Annotated in this window: 2 protein-coding genes; both read left to right on the forward strand. The window is 40.1% G+C overall.

What is annotated here, in order from left to right; all coding sequences use genetic code 11:
• Positions 1-418 precede the first annotated feature (418 nt).
• Positions 419-14965 (forward strand): gliding motility-associated C-terminal domain-containing protein, encoded by a 14547-nt coding sequence (locus tag GS03_RS11380; RefSeq protein WP_136152666.1) that lies wholly within the window; start codon positions 419-421, stop codon positions 14963-14965.
• A gap of 55 nt (positions 14966-15020) precedes the next feature.
• On the forward strand, positions 15021-15932 hold the full coding sequence (locus GS03_RS11385; RefSeq protein ID WP_136152667.1) for a PorP/SprF family type IX secretion system membrane protein: 912 nt from the start codon (positions 15021-15023) through the stop codon (positions 15930-15932).
• The last annotated feature ends 3 nt before the right edge of the window (positions 15933-15935 follow it).

Consider the following 15935-nt stretch of genomic DNA (forward strand, 5'->3'; position numbering starts at 1 on the left):
ACTTATCAAATTATTATTCTTGTAGTATTTTTCTATTTAAAAATGTTAAATAATGCACTTTATCTATAAATTTAAGCACTTTATCGATGTTTTTTTTGGTAGTTTGATTTTAACTAGCTACTTTCGAACTGTAAAACATAAATAATTACAAAAAAAATAACCCTAAATACCCAAATCTATCATGTCAAAAATCAATATTAACCCCAAAAAAACATTAATCAAGAACTAGAGTAACTAGAAAAAGATGTATTTCGTCGATTATTTATGCTGTTCGTAGATAAAATGATTTTTAAAAATGCACCAAAACTAATTTTGTGTATATAGTATAACCCCAATTATCTATCAACTTCATAAACACCTACAAAGTACTCCCTGCTGAAAATGCTGTTTTCAAATCTATTCTACTAAACCTAACTGTATGAAATCAAATTTTACACTTTCGAAGAATTTGTGCGCTTTCTTGATACTTAATATACTTTGTATATCAATGTCCTTTGCGCAGACTTTTCCACCAGCCAATACTTCCTGTACCTCAAAAGACCTTGAGGTTGTCGCGGCCACATTAACCGGTGGAGGTCCATGTAATTCCTGTCCTACCCCGACAACAATTACAAGAAACCTAATGCTGGGAATTAGTAACACCACTGGGTCCACCAGAACTTCGTTTGCCTTTTGGGGAACGGTTGAAATCTATAGTGGTACAACAGGTGCATTAATTTCTTCACAAACTAGAACAGGATGCAATGGACCTGTACCAGGCGGTACAACTTCTTATTTAAACTTTGGTAATATTACCTACACTTGTGGGGATGTTATCAAAATTTCGAATATCTGGGAAGCCTGGACTACTGCTGCTGGAAATGAAACCTGTCCGTTAGATCCACTCAACATTTCGCCTAAATGTGGAAAAATTCCATCCATTACCGTTAACGGTGGTGTGAACGGAGAATTTGCGAATATTGATTCGCAATGTGGTTCAGCTACAGGAGCTTTAGATTTAACACCTTCAGGAGGAACAGCTCCTTTTACTTATTTATGGACTGCTTCAGGTGGAGGTGTTATCCCTGCCGGACAATCTACCAGTCAAGATCTTACCGGTTTGGTACCTGGAACCTATTCTGTTGTAATAACAGATGCAAACGGTTGTACTATTACTAAATCACGAACAGTTGTTGCTAGTATAGCACCTGTTCCTGTATTTACCACGGCAAATGCCATTACTGTCCCTTGTGGTTCAGCCACAACAAGCACATTAACCTATACTAATGGTGCTTCAGGAGCTTGTTTAATCAGTGGCTCGGTTACTTCGTCTTTAAGTTCACAAACACCAAGTGGGGCTTGTGGAGGAATAGTAGTAGAAACCTGGACATATACAGACATCTATGGCAGAACCATTACACAATCCAGAAACATAACAATTAGCCCGGCTGCATTACCAACGATGACTGCACCTGGAAATATAACTGTCGCTTGCGGAGGCTTACCTGCTGCAAGCACAATCCCATTTACCAATGGTTTAAGTGGCGGATGTTTGATTAATGGAACTTCAAATCCATCAACGTTCACTGCTACGCCTGGCGCTTGTGGTGGAACAGTAACTGAAACATGGACTGCAACGGATAGTTGCGGTAGAACTTTGGCTCCGGTTTCAAGAATTATTACAATAAGTCCGGCAACATTACCAACGATGACTGCTCCGGGAAATATCACTGTTGCTTGTGGAGGTTTACCTGCTGCAAGCACTATTTCATTTAGTAATGGATTAGGTGAAGGTTGCTTAATCAGCGGAACTTCAAATTCTTCTACCTTCACAGCAACACCTGGCGCTTGTGGAGGAACCGTAACTGAAACATGGACTGCAACGGATAGTTGTGGTAGAGCATTGGCTTCTGTATCAAGAACTATTACTGTTAGTCCTGCTGCATTACCAACAATGACTGCTCCTGCAGATATTACTGTTACTTGTGGAGGCTTACCTGCTGCAAGTACACTTCCATTTACCAATGGATTAAGTGCTGGATGTTTAGTTAGTGGAACTTCAAATTTATCGACGTTCACAACTACAGTTCCAGGTAATTGTAACGGAAAAGTAACTCAAACATGGACTGCAACAGATAGTTGTGGTAGAACATTGGCTTCAGTTTCAAGAATAATAACAGTTGACGATACTACGGCTCCAACATTTGATGCATTACCTGCACCAAGTGCTGTAAGCTATAGCACAACACCATCATTCCAACAAGCTGTCGCAACTGATGCTTGTAGTTCGGTAACATTGACATTTGATGATGTCCCTACTCCAACAAATTGTGATGGTTCTTATTCTATTACAAGAACCTGGACTGCGAAAGACATATGTAATAATACAAGTACAGCATCACAAACAATTAATATTAATGCTGCAGTATTTGTTGCCAATAACGATTCAGGAAGTTCAATTAATGGTTTCGTGGGTGGAACTTCATTTACAAATGTTTTAGTAAATGATACTTTAGATGGAAACCCAATAACAAGTTCTCAGGTAACTACTACTTTTGTTTCTTCTACTAATGCTGGAGTAACATTATCGGGTAACAATGTTGTTGTTGCTCCTGGTACACCTGCCGGAAATTATACTTTAACGTATCAAATTTGTGGTGCTTCTGCAACTTGTAGTTGTGCTACGGCAACAGTAACTGTTCCTGTTACTGCTACTTTGATTGATGCCGTAAACGATACTGCGGCTCCTATCAACGGTTATGTTGGTGGAACGGCTTTTACTAATGTATTGGTTAACGATACTTTGAATGGTGTTGCGGTTATTACTTCGCAGGTAAACACAACTTTTGTGTCTTCTACTAATGCGGGAATCACTTTATCTGGAACTGATGTGCTTGTAGCTCCTGGAACTCCTGCAGGTTCTTATACTTTAACATACCAAATCTGTGAAGCCTTAAATCCAACTAATTGTGATCAGGCAATCGTTTCTATTACGGTTACTGCGGCTGCTATTGTAGCTAATGACGATACTGCGGCTCCTATCAACGGATATGTTGGCGGAACGGCTTTTACTAATGTACTGGTTAACGATACGCTTAACGGTGCTCCGGTTATCCCTTCTCAGGTAAACACAACTTTTGTGTCTTCTACTAATGTGGGAATAACTTTATCAGGAACTAACGTATTGGTTGCTCCTGGAACACCTGCAGGTTCTTATACTTTAACATACCAAATCTGTGAAGTTTTAAATCCTTCTAATTGTGATCAGGCAATCGTTTCTATAACGGTTACTGCGGCTGCTATTGTAGCTAATGACGATACTGCGGCTCCTATCAACGGTTATGTTGGTGGAACGGCTTTCACTAATGTACTGGTTAACGATACTTTGAATGGTGCTCCGGTTATCCCTTCTCAGGTAAACACCACTTTTGTGTCTTCAACTAATGCGGGAATCACTTTATCAGGAACTAACGTATTGGTTGCTCCTGGAACACCTGCCGGTTCGTATTCACTAACATACCAAATCTGTGAAGTACTTAATCCAACTAATTGTGATCAGGCTGTAGTTTCTATTACCGTTACTGCTGCTCCAATTGTGGCTAATGACGATACTGCGGCTCCTATCAACGGTTATGTTGGTGGAACGGCTTTCACTAATGTACTGGTTAACGATACTTTGAATGGTGTTGTAGTTATTCCTTCTCAGGTAAACACAACTTTTGTGTCTTCTACTAATGCGGGAATCACTTTATCAGGAACTAACGTATTGGTTGCTCCTGGAACGCCTGCCGGTTCGTATTCACTTACATACCAAATCTGTGAAGTACTTAATCCAACTAATTGTGATCAGGCTGTAGTTTCTATTACCGTTACTGCTGCTCCAATTGTAGCTAATGATGATACTGCGGCTCCTATCAATGGTTATGTTGGTGGAACGGCTTTCACTAATGTATTGGTTAACGATACACTTAACGGTGTTGCTGTTATTCCTTCGCAGGTAAACACAACTTTTGTGTCTTCAACTAATGTGGGAATCACTTTATCAGGAACTAATGTACTTGTGGCACCTGGAACGCCTGCCGGTTCTTACTCTTTGACTTACCAAATCTGTGAAGTTTTAAATCCAACTAATTGTGATCAGGCAATCGTTTCTATTACGGTTACTGCGGCTCCAATTGTGGCTAATGACGATACTGCGGCTCCTATCAACGGTTATGTTGGTGGAACAGCTTTCACTAATGTACTGGTTAACGATACTTTGAATGGTGCTCCGGTTATTCCTTCTCAGGTAAACACAACTTTTGTGTCTTCAACTAATGCGGGAATCACTTTATCTGGAACTAACGTATTAGTTGCTTCTGGAACACCTGCAGGTTCTTATACTTTAACATACCAAATCTGTGAAGTTTTAAATCCTTCTAATTGTGATCAGGCAATCGTTTCTATTACGGTTACTGCGGCTCCGATTGTGGCCAATGACGATACTGCGGCTCCTATCAACGGTTATGTTGGTGGAACGGCTTTCACTAATGTACTGGTTAACGATACTTTGAATGGTGCTCCGGTTATCCCTTCTCAGGTAAACACAACTTTTGTGTCTTCAACTAATGCGGGAATCACTTTATCAGGAACTAACGTATTGGTTGCTCCTGGAACGCCTGCAGGTTCGTATACTTTAACATACCAAATCTGCGAAGTCTTAAATCCAACTAATTGTGATCAGGCAATCGTTTCTATTACGGTTACTGCTGCTCCAATTGTGGCCAATGACGATACTGCGGCTCCTATCAACGGTTATGTTGGTGGAACAGCTTTTACTAATGTACTTATTAACGATACACTTAACGGTACTCCGGTTATTCCTTCTCAGGTAAACACAACATTTGTGTCTTCAACTAATGCTGGAATCACTTTATCAGGAACTAATGTTCTTGTTGCTCCTGGAACGCCTGCTGGTTCATATACTCTTACATACCAAATCTGTGAAGTACTTAATCCATTAAACTGTGATCAGGCTGTAGTTTCTATTACAGTTACTGCTGCTGCAATTGTGGCTAATGACGATACTGCTGCGCCTATCAACGGGTATGTTGGTGGAACAGCTTTCACTAATGTACTTATTAACGATACACTTAATGGTGCTCCGGTTATTCCTTCTCAGGTAAACACAACTTTTGTGTCTTCTACTAATGCAGGAATCACTTTATCAGGAACTAACGTATTGGTTGCTCCTGGAACACCTGCCGGTTCATATACTTTAACATACCAAATCTGCGAAGTCTTAAATCCAACTAATTGTGATCAGGCAATCGTTTCGATTACGGTTACTGCGGCTCCAATTGTGGCTAATGACGATACTGCTGCGCCTATCAACGGTTATGTTGGTGGAACGGCTTTCACTAATGTATTGGTTAACGATACACTTAACGGTGCTCCGGTTATTCCTTCGCAGGTGAACACAACTTTTGTGTCTTCTACTAATGCAGGCATAACTTTATCCGGAACTAACGTATTGGTTGCTCCTGGAACACCTGCCGGTTCTTACTCTTTGACTTACCAAATTTGTGAAGTACTTAATCCTTTAAATTGTGATCAGGCAATCGTTTCGATTACGGTTACTGCGGCTGCAATTGTGGCTAATGACGATACTGCTGCGCCTATCAACGGTTATGTTGGTGGAACGGCTTTCACTAATGTATTGGTTAACGATACACTTAACGGTGTTGCTGTTATTCCTTCGCAGGTAAACACAACTTTTGTGTCTTCAACTAATGTGGGAATCACTTTATCAGGAACTAATGTACTTGTGGCACCTGGGACGCCTGCCGGTTCTTACTCTTTGACTTACCAAATCTGTGAAGTTTTAAATCCAACTAATTGTGATCAGGCTGTAGTTTCTATTACCGTTACTGCGGCTCCAATTGTGGCTAATGACGATACTGCGGCTCCTATCAATGGTTATGTTGGTGGAACAGCTTTCACTAATGTACTGGTTAACGATACGCTTAACGGTGCTCCGGTTATTCCTTCTCAGGTGAACACAACTTTTGTGTCTTCAACTAATGCTGGGGTAACTTTATCAGGAACTAATGTACTTGTGGCCCCTGGAACGCCTGCCGGTTCATATACTTTAACATACCAAATCTGCGAAGTCTTAAATCCAACTAATTGTGATCAGGCAATCGTTTCGATAACGGTTACTGCGGCTCCAATTGTGGCTAATGACGATACTGCGGCTCCTATCAACGGTTATGTTGGTGGAACGGCTTTCACTAATGTACTGGTTAACGATACGCTTAACGGTGTTGCTGTTATTCCTTCTCAGGTAAACACAACTTTTGTGTCTTCTACTAATGCGGGAATCACTTTATCAGGAACTAACGTATTGGTTGCTCCTGGAACGCCTGCCGGTTCATATACTTTAACATACCAAATCTGTGAAATCTTAAATCCAACTAATTGTGATCAGGCAATCGTTTCTATTACGGTTACTGCGGCTCCGATTGTGGCTGTTAATGATAATTATAACGTTGATTGTGCTAATATTGGAACTATCGGAAACATTCTTTCAAATGATTCCTTAAACAACAACAATATTACTATTGCACAAGTTAATTTGTCAATCGTAAATGGATCTTATCCAAATTTAAATATTGATGCTAACGGAAATGTTTCATTAACAAGTATTGGACATTGTGGTGATTATACTTTTACTTATCAAATTTGTGAAAAATTAAACCCGGATAATTGTGATACTGCAACCATAACTGTTACAATTATAGATAACACGGCACCAACTTTCACAACACCTGGCAATATTACCTTAAATACAGATGCAAATTGTTCGGTTAATCTTAATCCTTCAAACACAGGAAACCCAACAAATGTTAGTGACAATTGTGATGCTAATCCGACAGTAACTTTTAACGACAACGAATGTTTTGGAAACTTCACTGAGAGCAATATTAATGCTGGTAATGGAAATTACTTCTATTTTGATGTTACAGGTTTCAATAATGCAACTGCTGCAAATATTGAAAAAGTTGCTTTAGCATTTGAAACAAATCAAGGAAAAGGAAGAGCTGAATTCACATTGGTTTCACCTAGTGGACAAGCAGTTATTTTAGTTGGTCCTTATTGTACTGGTGGAAATTGCGATGATACTGATTCAAACTCTCAAGAATTATATTTACCGGAATTCTATCCTACTGCTTCAGGTTATACACAATGGAATAATAATAATTCTATAGCGACTAATGTGGCGCAAAACTTTACGCCAAATGGTTCATTGTCTTCTCCAAATACTATAACTGGTTTAACTTCTTATGTTTCTGGTTTTGAAAACTTAACTGGACCAATGAATGGAACTTGGTTTATATATTCAAGAAAACAATCTAATGTAAATGGAAGTATTAACTTCAAAAGTGTTTGTTTGACACCAGCCGGTTTATGTCCAAGTAATAGAGTTATTACCAGAACCTGGACAGTAACAGATGCTTGTGGAAATAGCACTGACGGAACACAAACTATAACCATTCAGGATGTTACTGCTCCTACCTGGTCTACAACAGCTGGTTCTTTAGACACAACTGTTGAATGTAGCGACGCTGCTGCTTTGGCTGCTGCTCAGGCACTTGCTCCGGTAGCTACTGATAACTGTGCCGGAACTATAACTTATGTTAAAACATCTGGTGCATTTGTACCTTCACAAGGATGTTCAAATGCTGGCACTTACACCAATACTTGGACAGCGAATGATGTATGCAATAATATATCAACTGTATTCACTCAGGTTATAACTGTTCAAGATACTATAGCTCCTATTTGGGAAACTGCTAATGGTGCTTTAAATGCAACTGTTGAATGTGCTGATAAAGCTGCTTTAGATGCCGCTCAAGCATTAATTCCGGTAGCATCCGATTTGTGTGATGCTGATGTAACTAACATAATCAAGAAAGATGGTAATTTTATACCTACAATAGGTTGTATAAATACAGGAACCTATACTAATGAATGGACTGTTATGGATGCTTGCGGTAATGATTCTGTAGCATTTACACAGATTATTACAGTGGTAGACACAACTGCTCCATCTATTGATACTGCTGCTGCTAATGCAACTGTTCAATGTGATGGTCAGGGAAATACAACGGCTTTACAAGCTTGGTTGAACTCTAACGGTGGTGCTGCTGCTTCTGATGCATGTTCTGACGTAACCTGGTCAAACAATTTCTCAACATTAAGCGACGATTGTGGTAACACAGGTACAACTACAGTAACATTTACAGCTACTGATGGTTGTGGAAATACCACAACAACTTCAGCTACATTTACTATAGAAGACACTACTGCTCCAACTATTGATACTGCTGCTGCTAATGCAACGGTGGAATGTGATGGTAATGGTAATGCAGAAGCTTTAACAGCTTGGTTAGCTTCTAATGGTGGAGCCTCAGCTTCAGATGCTTGTTCTAATGTAACATGGTCAAATAACTTTAATGAATTAAATGATGGTTGTGGTAACACTGGTTCAGCTTCTGTAACCTTTACGGCTACTGATGATTGTGGTAATGCTACAACAACTTCAGCTACATTTACTATAGAAGATACTACTGCTCCAACTATTGATACTGCTGCTGCTAATGCAACGGTGGAATGTGATGGAAACGGTAATACAGCTGCACTTCAAGCTTGGTTAGCTTCTAATGGTGGTGCTTCAGCTTCTGATATCTGTTCTAACGTAACCTGGACTAACAGCTTTGATGCACTTAGTGATGGTTGTGGTAACTCAGGTTCTTCAACGGTAACCTTTACAGCTACTGATGATTGTGGGAACGCTACAACAACTTCAGCTACATTTACTATAGAAGATACTACGGCTCCAACTATTGATACGGCTGCAGCTAACGCTACAGTTGAATGTGATGGTAATGGTAATACTGCTGCACTTCAAGCTTGGTTAAGCTCAAACGGTGCTGCTGCTTCTTCTGATATCTGTTCTAACGTAACATGGACTAATAACTTCTCTGCTTTAAGCGATGGTTGTGGTAACTCCGGTTCTGCTACTGTAACCTTTACAGCTACTGATGATTGTGGTAATGCTACAACAACCTCAGCTACATTTACTATAGAAGATACTACGGCTCCAACTATTAATACTGCTGCAACTGACTTAGTAGTACAATGTGATGGTAGTGGAAATTCTGAGGCTTTACAACAATGGATTGCCAATAATGGTGGTGCTTCAGCTTCTGATATTTGTTCTAACGTAACTTGGTCGAATGATTTCAATGCTTTAGCAAATGATTGTTCAGCAGCCGTAACAGTAACATTCACTGCTACCGATGATTGTGGTAATGCTACAACAACTTCGGCTACATTTACTGTTCAGGATCTTATTGCACCAACTATTGATACTGCTGCTGCTAATGCAACTGTGGAATGTGATGGAAACGGTAATACGGCTGCACTTCAAGCTTGGTTAAGCTCTAATGGTGGAGCTGCTGCTTCTGATACTTGTTCAGGTGTAACATGGTCAAACAACTTTGATGCGCTTAGTGATGGTTGTGGAAATACCGGAACTGCAACAGTAACATTTACAGCTACTGATGGTTGTGGAAATACCACAACAACTTCAGCTACATTTACTATAGAAGACACTACTGCTCCAACTATTGATACTGCTGCTGCTAATGCAACTGTGGAATGTGATGGAAACGGTAATACGGCTGCTCTACAAGCTTGGTTAAACTCTAATGGTGGTGCTTCGGCTTCAGATATTTGTTCTAACGTAACCTGGACTAACAACTTTAATGAATTAAATGATGGTTGTGGTAACACTGGTTCTGCTTCTGTAACATTTACGGCTACTGATGATTGTGGTAATACTACAACAACTTCAGCTACATTTACTATCGAAGATACTACGGCTCCAACTATTGATACTGCTGCTGCTAATGCAACGGTGGAATGTGATGGAAACGGTAATACAGCTGCACTTCAAGCTTGGTTAGCTTCTAATGGTGGTGCTTCAGCTTCTGATATCTGTTCTAACATAACCTGGACTAACAGCTTTGAGGCTCTTAGCGATGGTTGTGGTAACTCAGGTTCTGCAACGGTAACCTTTACAGCTACTGATGCTTGTGGGAACGCTACAACAACTTCAGCTACATTTACTATAGAAGATACTACGGCTCCAACTATTGATACGGCTGCGGCTAACGCTACAGTTGAATGTGATGGTAATGGTAATGCTGCTGCACTTCAAGCTTGGTTAGCTTCTAATGGTGGTGCTTCAGCTTCTGATATTTGTTCTAATGTAACCTGGACTAACAGCTTTGAGGCTCTTAGCGATGGTTGTGGCAACACAGGTTCTACTACGGTAACCTTTACGGCTACTGATGATTGTGGTAATGCTACAACAACTTCAGCTACATTTACTATAGAAGATACTACTGCTCCAACTATTGATACAGCTGCTGCTAATGCAACAGTTGAATGTGATGGTCAGGGAAATACTGCTACTCTACAAGGTTGGTTAGCTTCTAATGGTGGTGCTTCAGCTTCTGATGCTTGTTCTAATGTAACCTGGACTAACAGCTTTGATGCGCTTAGCGATGGTTGTGGAAATACGGGAACTGCTACAGTAATATTTACGGCAACTGATGATTGTGGTAATGCTACAACAACTTCAGCTACATTTACTATAGAAGATACTACGGCTCCAACTATTGATACAGCAGCTATTGATGCGACTGTAGAATGTGATGGGAATGGTAATCCTGAAGCTCTAGTAGCTTGGCTAAACTCTAACGGTGGAGCTTCGGCTTCAGATGTTTGTTCAAATGTAACATGGTCTAATAATTTTACCGAAAAAAATGATGGTTGTGGTAATACAGGTAATGCTACGGTAACTTTTACAGCCACAGATGATTGTGGAAACATTACGACTACTTCTGCTACCTTTACTATTGAAGATACTACTGCGCCAAGAATTGGTACGGCTGCCGCCGATGCAACGGTGGAATGTGATGGTCAGGGAAACACAGCTGCCCTTCAGGCTTGGTTAAACTCTAATGGTGGAGCAGTCGCTTCTGATACATGTTCTGATGTAACCTGGACGAATAGCTTTGATGCGCTTAGCGATGGTTGTGGAAACACTGGAACCGCTACAGTAACATTTACGGCTACTGATGATTGTGGTAATGCTACAACAACTTCAGCTACATTCACTATTGAAGATACTACGGCTCCAACTATTGATACAGCTGCTGCTAATGCAACTGTGGAATGTGATGGTCAGGGAAATACTGCGGCTCTACAAGCTTGGTTAAGCTCTAATGGTGGTGCTACTGCTTCTGATATCTGTTCAAATGTAACCTGGACTAACAGCTTTGAGGCTCTTAGCGATGGTTGTGGTAACACAGGTTCAGCTTCTGTAACATTTACGGCTACTGATGATTGTGGTAACACGACAACAACTTCAGCTACATTTACTATAGAAGATACTACGGCACCAACTATTAATACAGCTGCGACTGACTTAGTAGTACAATGTGATGGTAGTGGGAATTCTGAGGCTTTACAACAATGGATTGCCAATAATGGTGGTGCTTCTGCTTCTGATGTTTGCTCTAATGTAACTTGGACTAATAATTTCAATGCTATAGCAAATGATTGTTCTGCCGCTGTGACAGTAATATTTACTGCTACCGATGATTGTGGCAATGCTACAACAACTTCAGCAACATTTACTATAGAAGATACTACAAATCCAGTGGCTCCAGAAGCACCGGCAACTATAACTGTTGCCTGTGCCGGTGATGTTCCTGCTGTGATTTCTCTTACTGCAACTGATAACTGTGCGGGACAAATAACAGTAGAAGGTGTAGATGCTACAACGACTGGAAACTGTCCTAACTCGTTCACTGTAATAAGAACATGGACTTTCACGGATGCGTGTAATAACACTTCTTCTGTATCACAAACTATTAATGTGGTAGATGATCTAGCTCCGGTAGCTCCGGAAGCACCTGCAACTATAACTGTTGCCTGTGCCGGTGATGTACCTGCTATGATTTCGCTTACGGCGATTGACAACTGTGCTGGTCAAATAACTGTTGAAGGTGTAGATGCTACAACGCCTGGTAACTGTCCTAACTCGTTCACTGTAATAAGAACTTGGACATTCACTGATGCTTGTAACAACACTTCTTCTGTATCACAAACTATTAACGTAGTAGATGACGTAGCTCCGGTAGCTCCTGAAGCACCTGCAACTATAACTGTTGCCTGTGCCGGTGATGTTCCAGCTATGATTTCGCTTACGGCGATTGATAACTGTGCTGGTCAAATAACTGTTGAAGGTGTAGATGCTACAACGCCTGGTAACTGTCCTAACTCGTTCACTGTAATAAGAACTTGGACATTCACGGATGCGTGTAATAACACTTCTTCTGTATCACAAACTATTAATGTGGTAGATGATGTAGCTCCGGTTGCGCCTGAAGCACCTGCAACTATAACTGTTGCTTGTGCTGGTGATGTTCCTGCTATGATTTCGCTTACGGCAATTGATAACTGTGCAGGTGAAATAACTGTTCAAGGTGTAGATGTTACAACACCTGGTAACTGTCCTAACTCGTTCACTGTAACAAGAACATGGACATTCACTGATGCTTGTAACAATACTTCTTCTGTATCACAAACTATTAACGTAGTAGATGACGTAGCTCCGGTAGCTCCAGAAGCACCTGCAACTATAACTGTTGCTTGTGCTGGTGATGTTCCTGCTATGATTTCGCTTACGGCGATTGATAACTGTGCTGGTGAAATAACTGTTCAAGGTGTAGATGCTACAACGCCTGGTAACTGTCCTAACTCGTTCACTGTAATAAGAACTTGGACATTCACTGATGCTTGTAACAACACTTCTTCTGTATCACAAACTATTAATGTAGTAGATGATCTGGCTCCGGTGGCTCCAGAAGCGCCTGCAAACATAACTTTTGCTTGTGCTGGTGATGTTCCTGCTATGATTTCGCTTACGGCGATTGATAACTGTGCTGGTGAAATAACTGTTCAAGGTGTAGATGCTACAACGCCTGGTAACTGTCCTAACTCGTTCACTGTAATAAGAACTTGGACATTCACTGATGCTTGTAACAACACTTCTTCTGTATCACAAACTATTAATGTAGTAGATGATGTAGCTCCGGTTGCTCCAGAAGCACCTGCAACTATAACTGTTGCTTGTGCTGGTGATGTTCCTGCTATGATTTCGCTTACTGCTAACGATAACTGTGCTGGTGAAATAACTGTTCAAGGTGTAGATGCTACAACGCCTGGTAACTGTCCTAACTCGTTCACTGTAATAAGAACTTGGACATTCACTGATGCTTGTAACAACACTTCTTCTGTATCACAAACTATTAATGTAGTAGATGATGTAGCTCCGGTTGCTCCAGAAGCGCCTGCAAACATAACTTTTGCTTGTGCTGGTGATGTTCCTGCTATGATTTCACTTACGGCGATTGATAACTGTAACGGTGAAATAACAGTAGAAGGTGTAGATGCAACAACGCCAGGTAACTGTCCTAACTCGTTCACTGTAGTAAGAACATGGACATTTACTGATGCTTGTAACAATACTTCTTCTGTATCACAAACTATTAGTGTAGTAGATAATCAAGCTCCGGTAACACCTGAAGCTCCTGCATCAATTACAGCTACTTGTACAGGTGAAGTTCCTGAAATGATCTCGCTTACTGCAGTTGACAACTGTTCTGGTGCTATAACAGTACAAGGTGTTGATACAATTGCTCAAGGAAATTGCCCTAACTCGTTCACTGTAACAAGAACATGGACTTTCACTGATGCTTGTGACAATACGTCTTCGGTATCGCAAACTATTGCTGTTGGTGATACTATTGCCCCGATATTTGATCAAAGTATACCAGCAAATACTACTGCGTCATGTGATAATATTCCTGATCCAGCTGTATTAACAGCAACTGACAATTGTGGAGCTGCAACAGTAAGTATGACTGAGAACATTCTACAAGGAAACTGTCCTTCTAATTACCAAATAGTAAGAACTTGGACAGCTACTGATGCCTGTGGAAATTCAATTTCAGGAACGCAAACAATAGCTGTTTCTGATACAGCTGCTCCAGAATTAGTTGGAACTATTGAAACTCCAATTACTACATGTAGTGATATACCTGCTGTACCTGCTCTTCAATTTACTGATAATTGTACAGGAACTGTTGTTACTCCGGTACCGAGTATAACTACATCTACTGTTGTAAATGGTGTTTATACTATTACAAGAACTTGGACTGTAACTGATGCTTGTGGAAATACAAGAGAGTTCCAACAGCTAATCAATGTAATCTCTAATCCGGATATAGAAGCAACTGTTACTGATCAAGTATGTAACGATAGTGAAACTATAACATGGGACTTGAGTACTTATTTACCAACTGGTACTCCTACCGGAGGAACTTGGGTAAATGAAAGTAATGTAGGAACATTTAATGGTTCTTTATTCAATGCCTACCAAGTTGTAGAAGGTAATTATACATTCAGTTATACTTATACCAATGCAAATACTTGTCCGCAAAAAGTAAATGTAATTGTACCTGTTGAATTATGTGCTGTTTTAGGATGTGACACTGTTGTCATTCACAACGCATTTACTCCAAATGGTGACGGTATAAATGAATGGTTCCAAATTGATAACATTGACCAGGAGTGTCATTTACCTAATACTGTTGAAATTTACAACCGTTGGGGAGTTTTGGTTTATGAAACCAAAAACTATGACAACAGTACCAAAAAATTTGAAGGTGTGTCCGAAGGAAGGGTTACAATCAGCAAATCGGATGAATTGCCAACAGGAACGTATTTCTACATCATTCAATGGACTGATTCAACTACCGGAAAATCTATCAATAAAGACGGATACTTATACCTTACCAGATAAAAAAACCTACTAATTCCTGAGGGTTGAAAAATCCTCAGGATAAAAAATAGAAAATATGAGAACAAAAATTTTAATTTTCGCTTTGATGTTAACGTGTTACTCTGGACTTGCTCAGCAAGATGCACAGTTTACCCAATACATGTACAACACCATAAATATCAATCCGGCGTATGCAGGATCAAGAGGAGTTATGAGTATTTTTGGATTGCATCGTACCCAATGGGTAGGATTAGATGGCGCTCCTACCACTAACGCTTTCTCCCTTAATACTCCAATCAATAACAGTAATCTAGGACTTGGTGTGTCTTTGGTAAGTGATAAAATTGGTCCGACTAGTGACAATACGATTTCTGCCGATTTATCATATACTATTCCTATGAATGATGATTACAAACTGTCTTTTGGAGTTAAAGCTTCGGGGAATATATTCAATTTAGATACTGATAAGTTGACACCTGCTCAGGCTAATGATCCAAATCTTCAAAATTTCGACAATGAGATTTCTCCAAATTTTGGAGCTGGAGTTTACCTGCATTCAGACAAATTGTATTTAGGGCTTTCGGTGCCAAACTTCCTGCAGGACTCTAAATACAACGATAATGATGTTGCTGTATTTCAAGAAAGAATGAATTTTTATTTTATTGGTGGATATGTTTTTGACATCGGATCTTCAGTAAAATTCAAACCTGCAGTTTTAACCAAACTGGTAACCGGTGCTCCGCTTCAGGTGGATGCTTCAGCTAATTTCTTGTTCTTTGACAAGTTAATGCTTGGAGGAGCTTACCGTTGGGATGCTGCAGTGAGTGCATTGGCAGGTTTTCAGGTAACCGATGGTTTATTTATTGGTTACAGTTATGATATGGAAACAACAGAATTAAGACGATATAACTCGGGTTCCCATGAGGTATTCTTACGATTTGAGTTGTTCAATAAAGTTAGTAAAATGGTATCACCTAGATTCTTCTAATAC

The organism is Flavobacterium sangjuense (assembly GCF_004797125.1).
Taxonomy (GTDB): Bacteria; Bacteroidota; Bacteroidia; order Flavobacteriales; family Flavobacteriaceae; genus Flavobacterium; species Flavobacterium sangjuense.

What these genes read in the sequence shown, in the direction of transcription:
- GS03_RS11380 (WP_136152666.1), top strand. Translation starts at nt 419, where the DNA reads ATGAAATCAAATTTTACACTTTCGAAGAATTTGTGCGCTTTCTTGATA.
- GS03_RS11385 (WP_136152667.1), top strand. Translation starts at nt 15,021, where the DNA reads ATGAGAACAAAAATTTTAATTTTCGCTTTGATGTTAACGTGTTACTCT.